Below are 25,131 nucleotides of genomic sequence, written 5' to 3' on the forward strand. Positions count from 1 at the left end.
CATTAAGTTATTTACTCAACATAAAAGTTGCAATTGTTACATTATTATCAAATTCATTCTCGTCTAATTACTCACAATGTTAGAAAACATCATGGATAAAAAAGTACAAATACAAGAAATAGCAATTACTATCGCGGCGAAAAATTTTAATCCGACTATTTTGAACCCAGATTTTTTGAGATACGGTGATTTAATCCCTGAAGATTGGGAATTAGCTCGTTCTCCTGTATATACAAAAACTGCTGTACAACTGATTTTTAAAAATGGTGTAGGTATTATCGCTCAACCAAATCGGATGGTTTTTGTAGAAGCACTTAATACCAAAAATTTGGATGAAATTGAAATACCACTAATTACGCGCAAGTGTATAGAAAAGCTTCCTAAACTTGATTATCAAGCGGTAGGAATTAATCCTAGAGGTTATGTTACTTATGATTCAAATGATGAAGCATACAGCTATTTTCATCAAACCTTACTAAATTCTGGGGAATGGCAAAATGTTGGTAATGCAAAAATGAACGCATCACTGCAACTCGCTTACAGTTTAGAAAGAGGTCAATTTAATTTAACTGTTAATCAGGGAATGCTGAACTTACCGGAAGATAAATCAATACCTATAGTATTATTTTCTGGAAATTTTAATTATGACATTTCTGGTAATTTACAGTCAGAGCGCTTGCAAGATTTGAATCAACTTGTTGAGAATTGGCAAAGTAACTTAGAAACTTTTAGAAGAGTTATTGATAAGAAGTTTCTGCAACAAGAAATTGAGCAGAAGAATCTAGCTTTGTTAAGTTAGTAAAATCAGCTTCAATAAACTCGATTTATTTGATAAACCGAGTTTATTAATCATGTTAGAAAATAGATTTATCAATACTTAATATTAACTACAGAGAAATTGCTTTATCTCGTTAATTTGAGCTTGCTGCATTAGTTTTTATTTCGACGGCTATTTAAAAATTTATCATTGCATTTTCTAAATACATCATCAAAATTCATTGGAAACTAGTCATGAAATTATCAGATTTGGTTGTTTCGGATGTTATCGCTTCAGATTCTGCTTTTATTGGGGAAGAAATACCAGTTTCTTGGACTGTGGAAAATCAAGGAGAACAAACTACTACAAGTTCTTATTGGTTTGATGAGATTTTCCTTTCTACTGATGAAAATCTTGATGAAGATGATATATTTATTAATGATTTTTATAAAGATAATTCAACAGCTTTAGAATCTCAAGGGATTTATGAGGTAAATACAAATATTTATATCCCAGCTGCAACACCAGGAAATTACTACTTACTGTTTGTCACAGATAATGATGATGACGAGACAGAAGCAGATGAAACAAATAATTTTTACTCTCATGCTATAGAAGTTAAATTTCCAATTAACTTTCCAAATATTGCTGGTAATATTTCTGCAAATAATGGTAGTATCAATGGTGTTTTAAATAGCGAAGATATAGAATTTGAGAATTACTATTATGAACTTTATCGGATAACTGATTTTAAGCCAGGGGATTTTGTTACTCTTAATCTGACTTCTCCTGAATTTTATACTGACTTGTTTCTATTTGATAGAAATACGCTGCAAGAGATTAAAATATATGATGACTTTGGTGGAGGAACGGATTCTCAATTAAGTTTCATCGCTCAGGATAATATTGACTATATAGTAGAGGTTTCCAGTGATGAAGATGAGGGTCTAGGGAACTATACTTTAAGTGCTACTAGTAAGAAAACACCAAACATTAACTTAAAAGTTACAGATGCTTTAGCATCTGATGTTATTACTTTGGGTGAAACCATCCAAATTTCCTGGACTGTTGAAAACCAGGGAACGGAAACCACTACAGCAAATGAGTGGTACGATGCAGTTTATCTTTCTGAAGATGAATTTATTGATGGTTCTGATATTGATATTACCTCTGAAGATACTGGAGATAATATTCCCTTCGCTCCCTTAGCAGGTGGAGAAAGCTACACTACTACCCAATCGTTTTATTTCTCTGATAATATTGGTATTGGCAATCGTTACCTGTTGTTTGTTACTGATGAAGATGATGAACAAGTTGAAACCAATGAAGCTGATAATGTTTACGCGCTTCCTATTAATCTGAGTAGACCTAATGCCAATATAGTAGGAACTATTTCTACTAAAAATAGTGTTATTACAGGTGCATTAAGTCAAGAAGATAGTAATAATCCCATTCGTATTGGTCACTTTAGCGACGATTATACCCTTACGGATTTTACAGTTGGAGAACTTGTCGTACTCAATTTGAATTCTTCAGATTTTGATACCTACTTACAGCTAATCAATGCCGACACTCAGCAGCTAATTTCTGATAATGATGATGGAGGCTCTGGACTTAATTCTCAGCTAACTTTTACTCCAGAAGAAAACGTTAATTATATAGTTAGAGTTACTAGCTTTGCTAGTAGCGCGACTGGTAATTACACTTTGAGGGCATCAGTAACTCCAGATTTGGTAGTAACAAATGCTATAGTTCCACAAACTGCTATTTTAGGTGAGACAATTGAAGTCACTTGGGATGTGACGAATCAAGGTAACGGAACTACTTTTAGTGAATGGTTTGATTATATTTATATTTCTAATGACACTGTTTTTGATAATACAGACACTTTTGTCAGCAGTTTTTCTACTACACAACAAATTGCCTTAGAATCTGGTAAAAGTTACTCGATTACGCAGAATATATCTATCCCAATAAATACTGAGATAGGTGATGGACGCTATCTGTTATTTGTCACCGATAATGATGATAATCAAGCTGAAACGGACGAAACTAATAATACTTTAGCAAAGCAAATTTCAATCAGTGCGCCGGATTTAGTAGTAGAGAATGCTACTGCTCCTGAATCTGCGATTTTAGGTGAAAGTATCAACGTATCCTGGACTGTGAAAAACCAAGGTAGCGTTACTGCGCCTAGCGATTGGTATGATTATGTTTACCTTTCTACGGATGATATTCTTGATGTAAACGATACTGCCATTAGTAGTTTTTGGGCAGGTGAAAATACTCCACTAGCCTCAAATACTGACTACACAGTTACCCAAGATATCACTATTTCTAAGAATTTTAATACGGGGAATTACTACCTGATTTTTGCAACAGATCGAGGTTTTTACTATAACGATACCTACGGCAACCAAGGTGAAACTGACGAAACCAATAATACTTTAGCAAAACAAATTTCAATTGGTGCGCCGGATTTGGTAGTTTCTGACGCAAGCGTAACAAGTTCTAATGTCGCGCTTGGACAAACCGTTTCCGTATCTTGGACTGTAACTAATCAAGGAATTTCTGAAGCACCTACTAACTGGAATGATTACATTTACCTCTCTGATGACCAAATTCTTGACAACAACGATACACTTCTTAACAGTTATGGAGCGCGAGAAAGCACCCCATTAGCAGCAGGCACTAGTTACACAGCTACTCGAAACGTTACAATCCCTACGCAGACGGCAACAGGTAATCGCTTTTTATTATTTGTTGCAGATGGTTCTAAGTTTCAAGGTGAAACCAACGAAAATAATAACGTGTACGCAGCAGCTATCACCTTGGGTTTACCAGATTTAGTAGTATCTACTATAACTTCACCGGAACAGGTATCATGGGGCGAGACAGTAGAAATTTCCTGGACGGTAGAGAATACAGGTGATTCGGTTGCACCTGCTGATTGGTATGATTACGTATACATTTCCGATGATGAGATTCTTGATGATACGGATACAACCGTAACTTCTTACTGGACAGGTTCTAATACTCCCCTTGCTCCTGGAGATAGCTATACCGCTACACAGAATATCAATATTAATAGTTCTCTGGGAACTGGCGATCGCTATTTATTATTTGTTGCAGATAGTTCTAAGTCTCAAGATGAAACCGACGAAAGTAACAATGTCCAAGCAGTAGCAATTAATATATCCGCACCTGATTTAGAAATCATTGCTGCAACAAGTCCAACATCTGCTGCTTTAGGTGAAACTATAGAGTTGTCTTGGACTGTAACTAACCAGGGTAATGGTGCTGCTGTTGCTGATTATTTTGACTACGTTTACCTTTCCGATGACCAAGTATTTAATGAAGGTGATTCCGAACTTAGCAATACTTTCGTTACCAGTTATTGGGCAGAAAATGATACACCTTTGGCAGCAGGTGGTAGTTATACAGTTACTCAAAACGCAGTCATTCCTGGTGAGACGACACCAGGTAATCGTTATTTGTTGTTTATTACGGACGGTTCTAAGTCTCAAAATGAAGCGGATGAAAGCAACAATGTCCGAGCGGTAGAGATTCAACTAGGGAATTCGGATTTGGTTGTTAATAGCGCGATTGTACCTGATACAGCGAATGAGGGTTCAACCATTGAAGTTTCTTGGACTGTCAGGAACCAAAACATTTTTACAGCTTCAGCAGATTGGTATGATTATGTCTACCTTTCGAGCGATGCAACCTTGGACAGCTTGGATACGGTTCTTGCAAGCCATTACATTGACACACAAACCCCATTAAAAGGAGAAACTAGCTACACTATTACCCAAGATGTCACACTGCCTAGTACAGCTACACAAGATAATTATTATTTGTTTTTCGTTACAGATAATAATAACTATCAAGATGAAACTGATGAAACTAATAATGTTTTAGCAAAGCAAATATCAATAAACTCACCTGGTATTTTATCCTTCAGTGCTAGCGAATTCAGCGTTAATGAAGATGGTACTCCGATTGCTGCTGTTACTGTAACACGCACTCAGGGAAGTTATGGGGAAGTTAGCGCGACGATTTTCTTAAGGGATATTAGTGCAACCGCGCCTAGTGATTATAATAACGATCCAATTATTGTCACCTTTGCCAATGGAGACGCTACATCTAAAATAATTAACATTCCTGTTACTGACGATACTTTTGCTGAAGGGACAGAGACAATTAATCTTACCCTTACAAATCCAACAGGTGGTGCGACTATTGGGAATCAAAATGCTGCGGTTGTGGCGATCGCCGATAATGACATTGAACTAAACTTTAGTACAGGCAACTATACTGTCCGTGAAGATGGAACTGCGATTGCTAACATTATCGTCACTCGCGCAGGAAAGTTAACAGGAGAAGTAAGTGCTACGATTAACTTCACCGATGACACAGCGAAAGGTTGTGCTTGTGCGGCAAGTTCGGTTAATAATGACTTTTATAATGGTTCATTTACCGTAACTTTAGCAGACGGTGAAGCAAGTAAGATTATCCCCGTTGAATTAGCAAGTTTAGGGGGAAGCAACGCTATCCGCATTCGTAATGATTCCAAAATTGAAGGAGATGAAACATTCTCCATTAGTCTTACCAACCCCACTGCTGGCGCAACCATTGGTAATCAAGGTACTGCGGTAATTACAATTTTGGATGATGATGTAGAACTAGCTTTTAGTGCAGTTAATTATAGCATTAAAGAAAATAGGCAGGTTATAGCGGCTGTTACTGTAACCCGTAATGGAAGGTTGATAGGGGAAGTGGGCGCTACTATTACGCTTACCGATGAAACAGCTACTGCGCCAAGTGATTACAATAACATTCCAATTTCTATCACCTTCGCTGAGGGAGAAACTAGCAAGACAGTTGAAATTCAGGTTAATAACGATATTCTTGTAGAACCAGATGAAACCGTTAAGCTAAACTTAACCAACCCAACGGGTGGAGCAACAATAGGTACTCAGAGTACTGCAACCTTGACCATTGTTGATAACGGTCAAACTCCCACTTTACTCCTATCAACTAATAAAGATACTTTAGCCGAAAATGCTGGTAATAACGCCGCAGTAGGTACTGTTACCCGTAACATCGTTACTGATGAAGATTTAATTGTCACATTAACTTCTAGCGACACAACTGAAGCAAGCGTACCTGCTCAAGTCACTATCTTAGCTAATCAAGCTTCTGCCACTTTTAATATTGATACGATTGATGATGGAGTACCTGATGGAACGCAAACTGTTGATATTACGGCATCAGCTACAGGCTTCAGTAATAGTTTTCGTACAATTGCGGTAACGGATATTGATGTACCGGATTTAGTAATTTCTAACCTTGCTGCGACAACACCGTTATTAACCTCAAAACAAGCAAGTTTTGTTTATAAAGTTGAAAACAAAGGTATAGCAACAGCTATTACTACTCCAGAAAATCCCTTAGTAAACAGAATTTACTTATCAAAAGATACTCAGTTAGATAGTCAGGATCAGTTACTAGGGGAATTTAATATTACTGCTAATATTCCCATTGGGCAGTTCTACGAACGAAATGTAACTTTCTTTACCCCTAAAAATGTTGGAACTTATTATCTAATCGGAAATACTGATGCTACCAATATTATTCCTGAAGGAGGTAGTTTTGGCGAAAATAACAACACAGTTATTAACAAGATTGATGTTTTACCAGCTTATCGTGCTGTTGTCTCTACTGATACAGAATTAGGAATTGCCGGACAACCAGTGGCTCTGCGCGGACAAGCGTTAAGTAATATAGATAATTCACCAATTTCTTTTGAATTTGTCACCATTGCAGTTAAAAATAATGGGATTTTAAGAGAATTAAGCGCCTTTACAGATGCTGATGGTAATTTTGCTAAGGTGTTTAATCCTTTACCTGGAGAGGGGGGAACTTATCAAATTAATGCCTATTTCCCCAATAATCCGAATGAAGATACAGCAGCAGAAGATAGTTTTCAACTCTTAGGAATGCGTTTTGGTAATAATAGCGCGTCTCATAAAGTATTTGCAGATAAGACATTTACTGCACAAGCGAATTTAAAGAACTTGACAGATGTTGCTTTAAATGGGCTTACTTATACTGTTGAAGATGCGCCGAGTAATTGGAATATTCAAGTTAATACCCCTACAACTTTGGCGAGTTTGGGTGAAAATACCATCAGTTATACCATAACTGCACCTAATGATTCCGATGTTACTCAAGATACATTTAATCTTAAACTCACTACTACAGAAGGAGTAACGGCGACTTTACCAGTTAACGTTAATTTGAAACGAACTATTCCGAATTTGGTAACTTCTGTTAATACTCTTACCAGTGGAATGTTACGAGGAAATCAAAAATTCGTAGAGTTTGAAGTAATCAATGACGGAGGAGAAACAGCTAAGAATATTCAGGTTGTGCTTCCTAATGCACCTTGGTTATCTTTAGCTTCTCCTGCAACAATTTCTGCTTTGACTCCTGGTGAATCTACGAAAGTAACCCTACGGTTAGCCCCAGATGCAAATTTACCATTAACTGAATATCAAGGTAATCTTTTCTTGGATGCAGAGGGAAATGATGGTGATTTATCTTTACCGTTTAATTTCCGGGCTGTAAGTGATGCAGTAGGTGGAATCAATATTAATGTTGTGGATGAGTTGTTTTTCTTTACGGAAGGCTCACCCAAGGTGCAAAATGCCAAGATTACATTAGAAGATGCATTTACTGGTACAGAGGTGTTTTCGGAGACTGACGCGGATGGTTCTCTAACGAAAACTGATTTACCGGAAGGTTATTATAAACTTAAGATTAGCGCCGATAAACATGACCTCTACGAACGTAATATTTTCATTAGCGCTGGTCAAACAGAAAATATCGATGCATTTATTTCGCGTCAAACAGTTTCTTATATTTGGACGGTTACACCAACAGAAATTCAAGATGAATACAATATTTCAGTCGAAACTAAATTTGAAACAGATGTACCTGTACCCACAGTTGTAATAGAACCAAGCTCTCTAGACTTTGCCGAGCTAAAAACTGTTGGGCAAGTAATGCAAGTCGCTCTTAAAGTGACTAATCAGGGGTTAATTTCTGCCCACGATCTAGCCTTGAGTATCGGCACTCATCCATTTTATCAAGTTGAATCATTAGTTGATAGCGTTGATGAACTAGCAGCAAAAAGTTCAATTACTATCCCGCTAAAAATCACTCGGATTGCTGATTTTGATACTTTAACGCCTAATAATGGTGAACTAAGAATATCCTCTACAACAATAGATATTCCATGTTTTTTACCTACGGGAATTAGTTATGACTACGAATGTAATGGAGTGAAAATTGAAAGGGCAGTACCCGTACCTATTTTTAATGTTGATGGGAACTGCGGTCAGTTAGAAGTTTTACCTCATGGACTTATTTTCCCATTTACAGGTAGTGGTAGTGGAGGTGGTAGTGGCGCTGGGGACAATGGTGGTGGCGGAGGCAACAGTGGTAGAAAAAGCATACTTTTCCCAACTGAGGTTAATCTTACATCACCAGAAAACTGCGATCCTCGCACTGAGAAACTTAAGCAAGCTACTGCTAATCTTTTACTCACTGCTGGTAGTTATATTCCTGGACCAATTGGGTGGGCATTTAAAGTCTCATCGGTTTTTATTGCCGTAGCAAAAACAGCCAATGGCAAGCCTGATGACTTAATAAAAACAGGTTTACAAGAAGGAGTTGATGGCATCAATGGTGAAAAAAGTACAACCAAAACTAAATTTACTAAAGCAGCTGGTAATGTTGTTAAGGGTTTAGGGATTTTTATTGATGTACTCGACACATACAACAACTATAAAGACGCTCTTTCCACTCCTTCTACTCAAAGTGAGTTTTCTGTCAGTGCTACTGTCTCACCAATCAACCAAGGGGTTGAAAATCTACAATTATCCATAGAACGTCTATCAAAACTTTATGACTCTTGGCAAGCATTTTTTGGTGATGAAGCTTGGATGAGTGCGATAACATCTCCTGAATTTACTGAATGGTTTGCTACTTTTCTGGCTAATACCCAATTTGGTGAAACAGATCCCGTAAAAATCTCCGATGTAGAAAGAGATGAACTATTAAATCTTCCTCTACCTACCCCCATCACTGGTAGTGATGTCAATAAATTTATTGACCGATGGAATCGAACTATTGATTATTGGAGTTCGGGAATAATAAATTCAAGCGATGTACCAACAGGTCAAAGTCAAGACTTTTTAGCACTTGACCGCATCGAACCGATTCAAAATGCTTTAGATAAAGCAGTTGAAGAGACTCAAGCAGAAGGTTATATCGATATTATTGATGCTATCACTCAAAAAGCAGAAGAACTAGAAGACGCATTGAGTAACGATGGTGGTGTCTGTGCCAAAGTCAAAATCAAAATTGACCAAGAAGCTGTAATGACCCGTTCTGCTTTTCTTGGCGAGTTAGAAATCGACAATGGCAATTCTACTAAGCTTGAAAATCTTTCCGTCACGCTCCAAGTTAAAGACGCAAACGGTAATGTTGTTAATGACCTATTTGGCGTTACTAACCCCACCTTAAAAAATATCACTGCTGTAGATGGAACAGGTATATTAACTGGAGATAACCCCAATACACCCGAAGATGAAGGCATAGGTAGCGCCCAATGGACATTCATTCCCACAAATCTCGCTGCACCTGAAGTTCCAACTATATACAGCATCGGCGGTACACTTTCCTATACCGAAAATGGTCAAGTTATTAATGTTCCTCTGCTTTCCACTCCTGTCACTGTCTATCCCCAAGCAGAACTTTACCTCGACTATTTTCATCAACGGGATGTCTTTGGGGATGACCCTTTTACCGACAAAATAGAAACTTCTGTTCCCTATTCCCTCGCTGTTTTAGTTCGTAACGAAGGAAAAGGAATTGCCAAAGACCTCCGTATCACTTCCGGTCAACCTAAGATTGTTGAGAATGAGAAAGGGTTATTAATTGATTTCAACATCATTGGTTCCCAGGTAAATAATCAAGACGTTACCCCATCTCTAAGCGTCAACTTTGGCAATATCGAAGCTGGAGAAACAGCCGTTGCCGATTGGTTGCTCAAATCTTCTTTGCAAGGTAAATTTACTGAATATAAAGCTACCTTTGAACATATTAATAGTCTGGGTAATCAAGAACTTTCCTTAATCAAAGAAGTCAATATTCACGAACTCACCCGCAAGGTAAAAGTCACTCATTCCAACCCCGACGACCTCCCAGACTTCCTTGTTAACGATGAATTTGATGCAAATTTATACCCAGATACCCTTTACTTCAGCAGTGGTGGTACTGCACCCGTTACGACTATTCCCAATGTGACTGCTGACGGAAATGCCAACAATCTTGATTTAGAAGTTCAAGTTAGTACCAGCGTTGATAGCGGTTGGAATTATATTCGCTTAACAGATCCCGGTGATGGACAATTCGAGATTGAACGTGTATTACGAGGTGATGGCACAGAAATCAATCTCGAAAATATTTGGACAACTGACCGTACCTTCCCCGCAACAGGTCGTCCTATTTACGAAAATATACTCCACTTACTCGATTACCACGAATCGGCAGAAAACACAGACTACACGATTATTTATACTTCCGGCGGTCTTTTTGTTACCGATATCGTTGATGTCACCCCAGATCCTCGTTCTACTTCTGTTAACGCTATTACCGTTGAATTTTCCGAAGCAATTAAAGCAAATACTTTCGACTACAACGACCTTATCTTAACTCGTGATAGTAGTTCTAATCTAATTACTGCTGGAGTTACAGTTACTCCTTTATCTGCTACTAACTATCAAATTACAGGATTAGCAAATCTCACTGGTAGTGATGGCAACTATGAACTAACTGTTAATACTACTGGAATAGAAAACTTAGACGGAAACATTGGTACGGGTTCACTGACGGAAACTTGGCTAAAAATCGCTACTGGCGACCAAGATAATACGCCACCGAACGTGATTAATATTATTGACCTCCAAGTAAATCCGCGCAGCACACCTGTCTCTTCACTTGATGTTACTTTTTCCGAAGCCATTGACCTAAGTACATTTAGTTTTGAAGATATTACCCTGATTCGTGACGGTAGTTCTAACATAATTACCAGTGGGGTAACAGTTTCTTTTGTCAACAATAATTCTTACCGAATTAACGGTTTAGCTGGTTTAACTACCGCAGAAGGAAACTACAGTCTTACTGTTAATGGAAGCGGTATTCAAGACTTAGCGGGTAATACAGGCACAGGTACTCAGTCCGAAACTTGGATTATGGATACCAATGCACCAATTGCACCTACAAATATTGTTATATCGGGACAAGCTATTAGTGGACAAACTCGGATTAACACCACTACTCCTACAATCAGTGGAGACTTAGGGGAAGCTAACTTAAAAGTTTTCTTTTACGACAAAACCACTAATCAAAATCTGGGACAAGCGACTGTTACTGGTACCACTTTTAGCGGAATAGTTCAATTTTCTTCTCCTGGGGCGCGTGAAATAGAAATTCGAGTCCAAGATCCTGCTGGAAACACTACTAGTACTCAGTTAAATCTATTTGCCGATACTATTAAACCCACTATTACTGAATTCCTCAATGTTCCCAGTAGTACTTTAGATCCAATAAATTCTCTGGATGTTCGTTTTTCTGAAACCATTAATCCGAACACCTTTGATCGAAACGACATCTCCCTTACTCGTGATGGTACAATTTTAACCCTCCCCGATACGGTCACTATCGAATATCTTTCCGGTAGCACCTATCGCATTAATGGCTTAAACGAGTTAACTGCAACTCCTGGTAATTATCAACTCAAGGTGGACGCAACCACTATTCAAGATAATGCAGGGAATAGCGGCGATATTGCCAAAACAATTTCCTTCACTATTTCTGCACCGCCAACCCCCGGCATCATATTTACACAAACTAACGGTAGTACAGTGGTAAGTGAAGCTGGCAATATTGATACCTACACCCTTGCTCTCAGAACCCAACCGACTAAAGATGTTACCGTTAACTTAAGTATTGACGACCAGATTATAACTGATAAAACTAGTCTTATCTTTACCGCTACTAACTGGAATATTCCTCAAACAGTCACCATTAGTGCAGTTAACGACACCATCCCCGAAGGCGATCGCAGTAGTATAATTACCCATACGATTAGCAGCAGTGACAGCAATTACGATAGTTTAACTTTGCCCAATATTAACGTTGTCATACAAGATAACGATGTCGAAATTAGCGGAACCGTTTGGAATGATATTAATGGTAACAAAGTCAAAGATACCAACGAACCAGGTTTACCAGATTGGACAATTTACCTAGACACCAACCAAAACGGTGAGTTAGATAATGGTGAAACTTCCACTCAAACCAATGCTGACGGTAATTATAGCTTCAATAACCTAGTTCCCGGAACCTACACCGTTGCCGAAGTTATCCAATCGGGTTGGCAACAAACTTTCCCAGGTAACAGCAGCGTCTCGCCAGAATCAATCACTACAAGCGCTTCAAATGCTCCCATCTATACACCCAGCACCTCCATTACAACTACCAACACAGCTTTAACCACAACCGCAAGTTCTTTAATTAACCTTGATGACTTCCGTAATGACTCTCGCTTTACAAATATCGATGGTAGTGGCTTTGTATCAGTAATTATTGATACTGGCATTGACATTAACCATCCCTTCTTTGGTGCAGATAGCGACGGTAACGGTATTGCCGATCGCATTATTTACCAATACGACTTCGCTGATAACGATGCCGATGCTAGCGATATTAACGGTCACGGTTCCCACGTAGCGAGTATAATTGCTTCTAGCGACAATACCTACACTGGTGTTGCTCCCAAAGCCGATATTATCGCCCTCAAAGTTTTTAAAGATAGTGGTTCTGGCTACTTCCTAGATTTAGAAGAATCTCTCCAATGGGTAATTGACAACGCCAACACGTATAACATTGCCAGCATTAACCTCTCCTTGGGTGACGAACAAAACTGGAATACAAGCGCTTCTCATTACGGAATTGGTGACGAACTCGCAGCCTTAGCAGGAATGGGTATAATTGTCACTTCCGCAGCCGGTAATAACTTTGCCAAATTTGATAGTCAACAAGGACTAGCTTACCCCGCAGCCGACCCCAATGTCATAGCAGTTGGTGCAGTTAGGGAAGACACAGACCAAATTGCAGACTTCTCCCAACGCGATGAAACCATGAGCGATATTTTTGCTCCGGGGATTCCCATCGAAGCCGCAAACGCCAATGGTGGTGTCACAACTAAAGGAGGAACATCCCAAGCCGCGCCTTATATTGCCGGAATTGCAGTCCTAGCGCAGCAAATAGCTACCCAAGAACTTGGTCGCAAACTTACTATCGGTGAATTCCGCTATCTCCTGGAAACCACCAGCGTTACCATCAACGACGGGGATGACGAAAACGATAACGTTATCAATACTGGACTTGACTTTTCCAGGGTTGATATGCTGGCACTTGCCGAAGGAATACTCAACCTCAACAGCACAATTTCAAACCCAGATAGCGTTCAACCAGATACTAACTCAGATGACACACCATTATTTATTCCCAATAACGTCTCAGGGTTTGTACATACAGTTACTGTTAATTCCGGTGAAACCGTCACTGGTATCAACTTCGGCAACCAACAAGTTAACCAAACACCAGAGATAGCTGTTAACAAAGGTTTAACTCTCAACGAAGAAGGTACAGCAGTTATTAGCAATCAAGAATTGCAAGTTACCGATGTAGATAATACGGCGATTGAGATTACATATACACTGACTAATCTACCCGAAAACGGAATTCTTCGACTCAACGGTACTCAATTAGCAGTCGATGATACTTTAACCCAGGATGATATCGATAACGAACGACTGGAGTACGTACATAACGGTAGTGAAACTAACAATGATAGCTTTAGTTTCAAAGTAACAGATGGCGAAGATGGTAATATTGACAGCATTGACTTCCAGATTACCGTTAACCCAGTTAACGATGCACCAACTTTAGAAAGTGCGATCGCTAATCAAACAGCAACTGAAGATAGCGCTTTCAACTTTATTATCCCAGAAAACACATTTAACGATGTGGATGCGGGAGATGAGTTAATATACTCTGTAACCTTGGAAGACGATAGTGCATTACCAATCTGGTTAACTTTTGATGCTTCAACTCGCAGCTTTAGCGGTACACCCAGTAATGAAGATGTTGGTAATCTCAATATCAAAGTTGTTGTCACAGATAAAGCACTTACAACAGTTAGCGATGTATTTACCCTAGAGGTAGAAAAAATTGACGATACATCTACCAATAATCCTCCTACACTCAATCAAGAAATTTTAGATGCGATCGCAACGCAAGACGCAGCATTTACTTTTACGATCCCAGAAAACACATTCAACGATGTGGATGCTCTCGATGAGTTAACTTACTCTGTAACTCTAGAAGATGGTAGCGAATTACCAAGCTGGTTAACTTTTGATGCTTCAACTCGCAGCTTTAGCGGTACTCCTATTAACTCAGACGTTGGTACAGTCAAGGTTAAAGTTGTCGTAACCGATAGCTTTGGAGAAACCATCAGCGATAGCTTTACGCTGGAAGTCGAAAATACTAATGATGTACCAACTTTAGAAAGCGCGATCGCAAATCAAAAAGCAACTGAAGATAGCGTTTTCAACTTTATCATCCCCGATAACACATTCAACGATGTGGATGCTCTCGATGAGTTAACTTATTCCGTAACCTTGGAAGACGGTAACGCATTACCAAGCTGGTTAAGCTTTGATGCTTCAACTCGCAGCTTTAGCGGTACACCCAGTAACTCAGATGTTGGTAATCTCAATATCAAAGTTATTGTCACAGATAAAGCACTTACAACAGTTAGCGATGTATTTACCCTGGAGGTAGAAAAAATTGACGATACATCTACCAATAATTCCCCTACCCTCAATCAAGAAATTTTAGATGCGATCGCAACGGAAGACGCAGCATTTACTTTTACTATCCCAGAAAATACATTCAAAGATGTAGATACGGGAGACGAGTTAACTTACTCTGTCACCTTGGATTCGGGTAGTAACTTACCTACTTGGTTAAGCTTCAATCCAGAAACTCGCACAATCAGCGGAACTCCTATTAACGAAAACGTTGGTACACTCAATATCAAAGTTGTAGCAACCGATAAACAAGGTGCAAAAGTTAGCGACACCTTTACCTTAACGATAGAAAATACTAACGACGCACCTACCGCAACCGAGATTGAAAACCAAACCGCTAAAGCAAACCAACCTTTCAGCTTAGATATCAGCAGCAAATTCAGCGATATCGATGTAGACGACATCCTCACCTTCGCTGCTACAGATTTACCCGACGGATTAAATATCGATAGTCAAACCGGAATCATTAGCGGTACAGTCAGTCAAAATGCACTTGGTACAAATAACGTCACTGTCACAGCTACCGACAAAGCAGGTGCAAACGTCAGCGAAAAATTTGAATTTACCGTTGAGTCAGAAGTCCTTAAAGATACAGATAAAGACGGCATCCCCGACAATATCGAAGCGATAAAAGGAGACGCTAATAAAGACGGTATTGCTGATAGCCAACAAGCTAACGTAGCTTCGGGCGAAAGAATTACCATCTTTTCTGCTCCTGACACTAATCTGCGTGATGTCACAATCACTACAAACGGCGAAACAGAGAACCAAGGTATAACTTTCCCCGTCGGTGTGATTGACTTCAAATTAGAAGGTTTAACCCCCGGTTCAGCTACCACCGTCAACTTATTACTTCCCCAAGACCAAAATTACAACACTTTCTGGAAATACGGTCAAACCCCGGACAACAAGCAAGACGGTTGGTATGAATTCCTCTACGATGGTGAAACGGGCGCTCAATTCTTTGATACCAACGATGATGGAAAAGCTGACCAAATAACACTGAACTTTGTGGACGGAAAACGAGGTGATGCTGACTTAACAGCCAACGGCATTATAGTTGACCCAGGCGCACCTGGAGTAACTAATACTTCTTTAAGCTTGAGTAAATCTACTAATCAAGACATTTGGAATATAGAAGGTGATGCAGGTGTCTCTGTTGCAAAATTCTCCTTGACTGGCAAAAATAGCGATCGCGTCAACGAAGTTGGAGTATTTAAAGTTGATGCAGATAACCGAGTTAACGGTATTGCAGCAGGTGAAGCTGGTTTTGCTCAAGCAGCACTGCAACAAGGTTCAGTGATTTTCAGCGCTTTAACCGACGATTTGTTAAAAGGTGTTGATTTAACTCGCAAACTGCAAGTAGGTGCAGGAGAAAGATTAGCGTTTTACAATGTTTCTAACGGTACTGCGGATGGTGCGTTAAATAAAAATAACTTTGGTAACGTTACCTTCTCCATCAACGAAGCGAATGCTAACAGTAAAGATTACTTACAAGTTAAAGAAAGCAACGGTATCTACACTTTAAACTGGGAGCAAGGAAACGATAATTCCTTCAACGACTTGGTAATGAACTTTGGGTTAGAAAGTACACCTCTAACTACACAAAACCTCATCGCTAATTATCAAGGAAAACAAGAAGGAGAATTAATCAACCTTGAATCCTTTACGGGGAGAGAAGTTAAAGCCACCTTTACCCTACAACGAGAAGCAGATTATAACAACTTCGTTGGTTTCTACAAAGTTGATGACGCTCAAGGAACCATTACCGATGAGTTAACCGGGAAGACATTAAAACCCGGTGAGGATGGTTACAACGAATTGGTAGTCAAACAACGCATACCAGGAGTTGATTTGACTGTAGGAAACAATCAATCGGTGACTATCCAAGATACGTTGGAAGGTGGTTCATTGTTTGCAACTTTCATCATCGCTGATGCAAATCCCGGTAATATCAACGGTGATTTTAGTAAGGTTTATACTTCCTATATTGCGGGTAACTCGGATAAAGTAGACCACATCCGCTTACTTGGGGATAACACATGGGGTTTTGAAGACTTAGCAGGTGGTGGCGATAATGACTTTAATGACGTGATAGTCAAAGCTAGTTTTCAGGTTGTGTAGGTAGAAATATAGTACATATCAAAGCGAAGCCTACCTTGTGGTGGGCTTTTTTTGGTAAATGCGATAATCCAGAGGTTTGAGGGGAGCAAGAAAAAATTCCCCAACAGGGGAAACGCTATTTGCAGCAAACACTACTGCACGGTAATTGTACGAATCAAAATACTCATTACCTCTCCGGGATTAGAAGTTGGTAACAACGGAGTCCAATCGCGTATATTGGCATAACCAAGTTGATGTAAAATCTGAATTGTCGCTATTACCGCTTTACTGGAGCCAGTCAGAGTATGCTTAATTTTTTCTGGTTCCGGAAATTGGGATATTATCATTTGGGAATGAGGAATAGCTAAATCTTGATTGCTCGCATCAGCTAGAAAGTTTCGATATTTTGATTTCATAAGTTGTTTCACCGCTATTACTGAAAGTTACTACTGTTTACTCCCCGTGAGGGGCTTTATTAGCTGTAAATATTCAATTTCTAAAGAATTCGTCGTCCTGAAATATAGTCGAAACGAGCCATCATCGTATTGCTTTAAGTCCGTTTCGCAGAAGATAATCTCTTGTCTTTGCAGCCATTGAGTAATGCTTTCGTGATAATCAGCTAAGAATAGCGCTGGGAAATAAATTCTTCCGGTTTTAACTCCAGTTTTCGGATGAATAAATATTTGGAATTGCGGTTCACTTAAAACTTCTGCCATAGATATCACCCAAATAATTTTTGACAACAAAAAGGGGAATAAAATCTTCTTTATTCCCACTTTTATATTGTTTGAAATGCCAGGATTAATTCTCAGCTTCTACTTGAGGACTAACGCTCGCATTTACACGTTCTGCATATTCTCTTCTGCGCTGCCAGGATAATTGATTTAGCACTACTAAATCTTCCAAGGTTTTACTAAATTTACGATTAGCAAATTCAAGCAATTGCTCTAGGGAGTAACGCTGTTCTTCAGCTTTTCCAAAGTCCGAGGCGAAACGTTCTTTGAATACATCCCAATTGAAATCTTGAAAACTACGTTTGGCAAGGATTCCACACAAAGAACGAATAGAGTAGTATACTTTGGAGTACAAGCGTTCTGAATAATTACTAACAGAATACTCGCCGAGAACGGAATCATCAATTGCTTGAAAGTTGGATGTAGGGGATTTACGTGTAGCCATAAGATAGATATCTCCTAAATTTTCATTGCTCTATTGGGCGTAAGCCCACTTTCTGTTGGAGTATTTCAGTACGTTAAGTAATAGAATTACAATAGAATTACCACCAAGATGAATCATGGTAATCTGCCATTAAATCGTTAATTTCACAGTTGTGCTGATAATCAATTTCTAGTTGCTGCAAGTCTGTGTCTAATACTAAATTTTTAAGTTCTTGCATCATTTCTCGTACATGATTTTCGTCGCTGACACCTGAGTAGTAAATTTTGATAAATTGGTCAGCTTTACTGATGAATTGTTCTAAGTTTGTGACAAATACCTGTTCTGAGCCAATCGCTTGAATCATGATTTTCTCCTGATAGCTAAAAGTATGTGATGCGCGTTAATATTCGTTTGGAAGCATTAAGACTTTTTCAACTAAATACAGCTTGATATGGCTCAATGGGAAATCGGTATATTCGATTTCTTGCCGCAATACTTCTTGATTTTTGTCCCACTCACATATCAAAATGCCGGAATTCTCTTGAACTCGTAGATGCCAGATTTGAAATTCTCTTAGTTTTGGATTTGAACGCAATTTTTTCGTTTGATGTGAAGCTATTGCATCCAACAACCAATAACAATTAGCTTCTTGCGCTAGAAACTGTATCCCTTCCGTATATTTCAAGCCGAGCCAGTGTTTATAAAGAGTACTTGAACCATAAAATTGGTTTAGCTCGCTGGTTATTTCTCGTGAAGTTTTCATGTTTTAAAATCTTTGATTTTACAGACTTCACTTCTTAATCGGCGTGAGCCGTAAAACGAGAACACAGTAAGCACGAGATACCAACAGTTGTAATATTTTTTAGGATTCGACGTTTAGATTACCGAACGGAAAAAATTTCCTATCGGGTAGAATGTCGTTTTCAACAGATTGCTCGAAAATATTTGATTAATCTATCCCTATCAACATAATTGCGATTAACTAGTTGCTAAAGCTGGAGTATGGGCGAATGTAATTATTCCATCATGGTGATAGTGCAAACACCAATGTGCGTTTACATCTGCCACTACAATATTATCGCCGGAGAACAGTTCCGAGGCAAACTCTACTACTATCTGCCATACTGTAAGCACGGCAGGCTCATCAATGGATGCAAAAACTGGAAGCAAGAACACCTTAGCTAACAAAGAAACATTATGTTGAAGCAACCAAGCGTTTAAATCAGAATATTCTTGAATACAAAACTTTTCCACTGACTCGAAGCAACCTGCGCTAAATGGTGTATTGCCCCATCCATCATCTCCGCACAGTATATCCTTATGGTTAAAAGCATCGTAAACCGCTTGAGTTGATGAGCCATTAAGAAATAAAATTTGTTTCCTTTGCTCTTCTGGTAGTTTTAGCAAGGCTTCTTTAGATCCGAACACTGTAAAACCAGCAACCAGAGGAAAATGAACCCCTTGTAGATTGGAAATATTAATCATGGGACTTCATGGAAAATATTACATTATGCCACTATGAATGAGCGATCGCCATTCATCCAGATCAAAGGCTACAGATCGGCGGAAATAACGCTACCATTTAAAATTAAGTATCCGATTTCCCGCAAATTCAAAGACTCATACCCCAATCCATATCCAGAGTTAGCTCTTCATGAGAAATATCTTGTACCGGATAAGGCTGTTCTAATCCTTGCTCCAAGTAGGTTTGCTTTTCCAATTGGGACGTTAACTCATTTGTATTAAAGTCAATTTCTGTCCGTATTACTTCGTACCTGATGCGGTTCCCAGCATCATAATCTATCAGTATCTCTCTAGCTATACTTTGTTCGTATTCAGAAACTTGGCTGTAAGGATACGGGGGATGGGAATGAGCTATTTTTTTACAGGTTTCAATACTCCAATCATGGCGCTTTTGTAATTTGCTTTCAGAAGAGTTCTGCCCTTTGAACTCCACAATTACTAATTCATCGGTTCTGGAATCGCGATACAAGCCATCAATACCTTGACGAATTGATTTCTCGTCACCGTGAAACACTACTTGATAACCTAGTTTCTCGGTAACATATTTATCTCCCATCGACTCACCCATTGTCTGAGAAATAAATCTTTTATCTTGGCTTGTTTCTTGCCGATTGTAAAACTCGCTCATTTCTTGCCCATATTGAGCATCATAAGTGTGACGATGTACGCAATCTTTGCGATTACCTTGGCTTGATGAAATCAAATTATCGTGAGAATTGTTCATGTTTTCCTCTAGATATCTATTAAAGTAAACGCAACTATATTAAAAGCGGGGGATAAAAGCTTTTACAATTGGTGTTTGGTTGTAAATTGGAACCCGAATTTTAGCAACTGGATTATCCCCACCAATCGCTAAATAACCTTCCAGGTTTGACAACATCTGAAGTTCCGTAGGTTGAACGGTGTATTCCTCTTGCTTTTCCTGACGAATATCTTCTCTCCATTCTCGCTTTGCAAAACTATGATTAGTTGCCACATGAGTTTCCCAATAACGACGCTTACCAATCAAATCCGCCATCCGCTCGCTAGTTTTTGCATCGGGACAATTAAGTATTAATTTTGTAAATGTGTTTTGTAACAGAATCCGCGTTGACTCCTCACCATAGGTTTTAATCACCTGAGCATCTGTTTGAGTACCAATAATACTAGTACCGCCAAATTTACGTCCTTGGGATAAAAATCTTTCTAAAGTAGGCAATTTCTGTAATGCTCCCAGTTCATCAATCACAATCGCCGTCTTCGTTTGCGGATATTGATCTTTGCTAAGAATACCGCGAATCACTAAATCGATAGCTGCACTCAATGGCGTTTTTAAAGTCTCTGTTTGTCCTTCAAATAAGGGTAAAAATAGCCAACGAGGGTCGTTACTGCGTCCGTATTCATAAAAACTAAATTTTTCTCCTAAGTCGTTCAAATACTCGTAACACTTAGTGGCATCTCCTAAAGTAAACCTGACGCTTGCTGCTAATCTAGGGTCATCAAAACACCGTATTGCGGGTGTTCCTGCTAACAAAGACTTAATATCCTGGGAGCTACTATTGAGAACTTGCCAAACTTCCTTGTTATTAGCTGTTCTTTTCCACATATTCGCTAGCATCAACTGCGCTTGCCGATGCCAAATTGGTTCTCTAACATCTTCGGGAACTGGCATAAATGAATTAACAATTTCTTCTGCTTGAAGATGTTGCATTTCTTGGGTATGGCTCCAAGCAACCGAGCGCTTGTCTAAAGGATTAAAAATTAAATCGTCTTTGCGGTAAAAATATGGCAGCATTTCCCCAGCACGATCTAAAATCACAACTCGAAAATCAGAACGCTGTCGCAAAGTATCTAGTAATTGAAGTATTGATTGGGTCTTCCCGGAGCCAGGACGACCTATAATAAAAAAGCTCAGGGACTCTTGTTCTGTAGTTAATTTAATATCACCCAACTGCAACCGTGGTTGATTTACCAATCCCCGACATTGGCTTTGTTGTTTTTGTAGGACTTTATTAAGTTTCTGAGGAGTAACCTTTGTTCGACCATCGATTTCATTTGGCTGTTGTTTACGCCGATTCACCAAAACCGTTAGTGCCGTAGTGGTTCCGCTTCCAGCTAAGAGAAAAGGTGATAAATCACGAGTTGAAGTATAAAACCCGATAGCCCAACCTAACAAACCTCCACAGAGCGCACTAGGAATAATTTGATTGCGTAAAGCATTTGAATACTGAGGTTGAGCCATATCATCTTTTCAAAAACGAGTATTTAGTATGAAGAGTGTTGTGATTGCCAAACCGATAAACCAGCCAAAGCTAGAGGTGGAAAAAGCCCCATATTTAAAAACCAACCAGCTGCAAAGCCAATAATTCCAAATAAAATTTGTCGATAAAGTAAATCCAAATTTATTAAAAATCGGTCAATTACCCCTGCAACTAGTACTCCAATGCCAAAAGCCACTAAAGTGTCAATATGGAGTTGAAGCATAGGCGCTAAAACGGCAAATAACAAACCACCACTGAAGTAAAAAGCATGACAAAAAAACCAGGGTACAAGGTTTTGCAGCAACATGAATACGATTTGAAAAGTCCAAGCGATGATTTGGATTACCACGGAGAACAGGAAATTTAGCATCGGCTATTTCGATTCATTCGATACGACATTAGCAGTCTTTTTGAACAAAGATTTTTCAGCGCTTCTGTAGCAGGTTGTAAAAGCCCTAATTTATATGTTGGCAAAGAGTTCGAGAATGTTCATCGGTTCTGATGCGAATGACCAACTTGCACCTATCCAAGAAAAATATTTTTGGCAGTTTCAAGTAATTGTGGAGCTTCTCCCGCTTTACCTAAATCGTCATTCGCACGAGCATTGCAGGAGCAAAGAAGATATGCGATTAAAATTGGGTATAACAAATTAAAGTATAAAAAACGCCTAATATGACCGCAATCAAGCCTGAGAATAAACCAGCAGCAAAAACCAACTCTCAACCTCTCGCTCATTTTCTCATAGGTCCCCCAGGAAGCGGGAAATCAAGTTTCGCTCAAATCCTGTCACAGATAGCAGATTGCGAAATTACTTCTACCGATAACATCCGTGAAGAACTATATGGTGACGCAAAAAATCAAGGTGAATGGTTCACAATTGAATCTACTGCTATTGACCGTATTTTTACTGCATTAAAGCTAGGTAAAAGTATTATTTATGATGCGACTAATGTCAAACGTCCCTTTCGGATGGACTTTTTAGGAAAGGTTGAAGCTCGATTTGCTGACTCTGAGTTATCTCAATTCAAATGGATTGGGTGGTATTTAACAACTCCTCTAGAAACTTGTAAGGAATGGAATCAACAGCGTCAGCGTCAAGTTGACGAAGGAGTTATCGAAAATATGTTTAAATCACTGCAAAATTTCTCTCCAATACCTGGGGAAGGTTTTGCAGTAGTGAACAAAATTGATGTGACTTCGAGTCAATGTCAACTTCAAGTTACAGAGCTAATCGAAACAATCCCACGTCAAGTTATTAATTCCCAAAATCGTTATGCAAATATAACTCCTCATCGTTACAGCAATCTTCTAGACTTTGAGCGCTTGATGCATTTAATATCTTTAATTATCGAGTTTCCCGGTATTGGTGAACTTCACTCAACAAATCCTAAATTATTAGAAAATATTCTTGGTTCCGTTCAAGATACAACCTCTATACAAGAAATTACTGCCATGATGGCGAAATTGCGAGGTGTAATTTATGCTAAGGAAGATGCTATTGCTGCTGATTTAGAATGGTTAGCAAATGAAGGAATTATTAACCATCAATTAGAATTAGGAAATTCTAGCTGTTTAATGGTAGCTAACGAGCAAAATATTTCTAATAGCTTCAATTCAAGACATTCCTATTCCGATAAAGAGTCTTTTCAGCGTTTGATTGGCACAATTGGCTATATTCTCCGCTATCCTTTCTTAGTGAATACGGGTGGAGGTTGCTTAAAAACATTGACTGAAGCACTTGCTCAAGCTGGAATTATTGATAGCTCGGATAAGGAGCGGGACATAATTCGTAAGGATATTGAAATAGCTTTAAAACCATACAAAATATTACCAGATTTTTCTATGCGTAGCGGTTACTTTGCAGGTACGGGAATCTTTTCTAAACCCGAATTAATCAAGTTGTTTGCTATAATTCAATCTCAAGTTAAGATTTTAGATGACCCTCAAGCTTTAGAAATTTACCAAGTATTTCAGCAGCGTTTGTCACAAACCAATATCTTACAAAAATCAGATACTATTTACCCAGTCAGAGCGATCGCCAATAATACGATAGTAAATCCCAAGTATCTTCACAGTAGTGCGGTGGGAAATAATATTGCTCAACTGGAAACTGCGATTGTGGAAGCGAGACTGTTGGAAGTCAAGCTGTTTGATGGAGCGGGTAGATATATCGGAGATGAGAAAGACTTTTTCAAGATTTATCCATTACAAATAATTTTCTTTAACTTTGCTTGGTACCTAGGATATGAATCTGTAACTGGTGAAACCTCTGGTTTGCTAAAATTTGAGCGTCTCGATAGATTGTTTCTAGGAAAAACCCAAACTCAACAACGCAGTCGAAAAGAACAAGAAAAAAAGTTAGACAATTTACAAAAATTGCAGAAAGCTGGAGCAGGGATACATCTAGGAAATAGCAGTAGCGACCAAAAACTATTTCTCAGTTCTAATCAACAGGAAAAAACACAAGTATGTGTAATGGTAGAGCTTTGGTTTAACGATAAAATTTACTCCTTTATTACAGAAGGGACAAAACGATTCGCAAAAATGAAAATGTCCCCTCCAATCAAGAAGACAACAAGTAATCTTCCTAAATCGTTATTTTCTTTAGCTAAAACTGGGGATGCTAATTTTCCCCATCGTTTCCAAGCTACATTCCCTAAGTGGACATTAAATGATTTTGATTTATGGAAATGGATTGTTAGTTTTGGTGGAGGTGTGAAAGTAGTTACACCACAAGAATTAATAGAAAAAGTTAAGGTAATCGGTGAGGGAATTGTGGGGAATTATGAAAGTAAGAAGTAAATTAAGTTGAAAGTCAAAAAGAATTTAGTGGCGATTGATTATCAAAACTTATTGATTTATGATTCTTTAATAAGCATCTGAGGGGGTATGATATCAGCTAGAATCCCGATTATTTCGTTAACCCCCTGGGATATATTGTTGGATAAGGGTTTTAAGGTGTTAGAAATGTTGTTTAGTAATAAGAAGTATCAAATATTTGTAGTAAATATTGACCCCCTCAGAATTAGGGGTGTAGAATTGGTTCAGGGAAAGGGTTCTATGAGCCTAGTCTTTGACTTTTTGTAAGTCGAATTAAAATGGAAACGAAACACCCTGAATTCTCTAAACACAACTAAGATTGTTATTTCTTTGACTTTTTGTAAGTCGAATTAAAATGGAAACAACGACTGGGGTTTCAACAGGCATTTGAGGAACTTCTTTGACTTTTTGTAAGTCGAATTAAAATGGAAACACCAAGAGGTCATGTCTACGGCCATCTCCGTTGCTTCTTTGACTTTTTGTAAGTCGAATTAAAATGGAAACTTGTCTAGTG

General features: G+C 38.7%; 12 protein-coding genes. 3 read left to right on the forward strand and 9 right to left on the reverse strand.

Features of this window, described 5'->3' with window-relative positions; translation table 11 throughout:
* Window positions 1–91: 91 nt before the first annotated feature.
* Window positions 92–799 (forward strand): hypothetical protein, encoded by a 708-nt coding sequence (locus VB797_RS10275; protein ID WP_323237573.1) that lies wholly within the window; start codon window positions 92–94, stop codon window positions 797–799.
* A 212-nt stretch (window positions 800–1,011) separates the two neighbouring features.
* Complete coding sequence (locus VB797_RS10280; RefSeq protein WP_323237574.1) at window positions 1,012–16,896, forward strand: putative Ig domain-containing protein; 15,885 nt, start codon at window positions 1,012–1,014, stop codon at window positions 16,894–16,896.
* Between the two features lie 131 nt (window positions 16,897–17,027).
* Here the strand turns inward: VB797_RS10280 and VB797_RS10285 are convergent, their stop codons facing one another.
* The 9 genes from VB797_RS10285 to VB797_RS10325 all read right to left on the reverse strand — a co-directional run bounded on the left by VB797_RS10285 (window position 17,028) and on the right by VB797_RS10325 (window position 22,167).
* On the reverse strand, window positions 17,028–17,291 hold the full coding sequence (locus VB797_RS10285) for a hypothetical protein (protein ID WP_323237575.1): 264 nt from the start codon (window positions 17,289–17,291) through the stop codon (window positions 17,028–17,030).
* 30 nt (window positions 17,292–17,321) lie between these two features.
* Window positions 17,322–17,591, reverse strand: a complete 270-nt coding sequence (locus VB797_RS10290; protein ID WP_323237576.1) for a hypothetical protein — start codon at window positions 17,589–17,591, stop codon at window positions 17,322–17,324.
* Window positions 17,592–17,676: 85 nt separating this feature from the next.
* Window positions 17,677–18,054, reverse strand: a complete 378-nt coding sequence (locus tag VB797_RS10295) for a hypothetical protein (protein ID WP_323237577.1) — start codon at window positions 18,052–18,054, stop codon at window positions 17,677–17,679.
* Window positions 18,055–18,151: 97 nt separating this feature from the next.
* Window positions 18,152–18,397 (reverse strand): Pb-reticulocyte-binding protein, encoded by a 246-nt coding sequence (locus VB797_RS10300; RefSeq protein ID WP_323237578.1) that lies wholly within the window; start codon window positions 18,395–18,397, stop codon window positions 18,152–18,154.
* A gap of 36 nt (window positions 18,398–18,433) precedes the next feature.
* Window positions 18,434–18,796 carry a DUF6876 family protein gene (locus tag VB797_RS10305; protein ID WP_323237579.1) on the reverse strand — a complete coding sequence of 121 codons (363 nt, stop codon included), beginning with the start codon at window positions 18,794–18,796 and terminating at the stop codon, window positions 18,434–18,436.
* Window positions 18,797–19,011: 215 nt separating this feature from the next.
* Window positions 19,012–19,461: a hypothetical protein gene (locus VB797_RS10310; protein WP_323237580.1), complete on the reverse strand. Its 450-nt coding sequence runs from the start codon at window positions 19,459–19,461 to the stop codon at window positions 19,012–19,014.
* A 184-nt stretch (window positions 19,462–19,645) separates the two neighbouring features.
* Window positions 19,646–20,281: a hypothetical protein gene (locus VB797_RS10315; protein ID WP_323237581.1), complete on the reverse strand. Its 636-nt coding sequence runs from the start codon at window positions 20,279–20,281 to the stop codon at window positions 19,646–19,648.
* Between the two features lie 39 nt (window positions 20,282–20,320).
* Window positions 20,321–21,778: a type IV secretion system DNA-binding domain-containing protein gene (locus VB797_RS10320; RefSeq protein ID WP_323237582.1), complete on the reverse strand. Its 1,458-nt coding sequence runs from the start codon at window positions 21,776–21,778 to the stop codon at window positions 20,321–20,323.
* A 23-nt stretch (window positions 21,779–21,801) separates the two neighbouring features.
* Window positions 21,802–22,167, reverse strand: coding sequence for a hypothetical protein (locus VB797_RS10325; RefSeq protein WP_323237583.1), 366 nt, complete (start codon window positions 22,165–22,167; stop codon window positions 21,802–21,804).
* Window positions 22,168–22,469: 302 nt separating this feature from the next.
* On the opposite strand from VB797_RS10325, the gene VB797_RS10330 reads away from it, so the two are divergent.
* On the forward strand, window positions 22,470–24,599 hold the full coding sequence (locus tag VB797_RS10330) for an ATP-binding protein (RefSeq protein ID WP_323237584.1): 2,130 nt from the start codon (window positions 22,470–22,472) through the stop codon (window positions 24,597–24,599).
* The last annotated feature ends 532 nt before the right edge of the window (window positions 24,600–25,131 follow it).

The sequence above is a fragment of the Rivularia sp. UHCC 0363 genome, assembly GCF_034931125.1.
Classification (GTDB): Bacteria; Cyanobacteriota; Cyanobacteriia; order Cyanobacteriales; family Nostocaceae; genus Rivularia.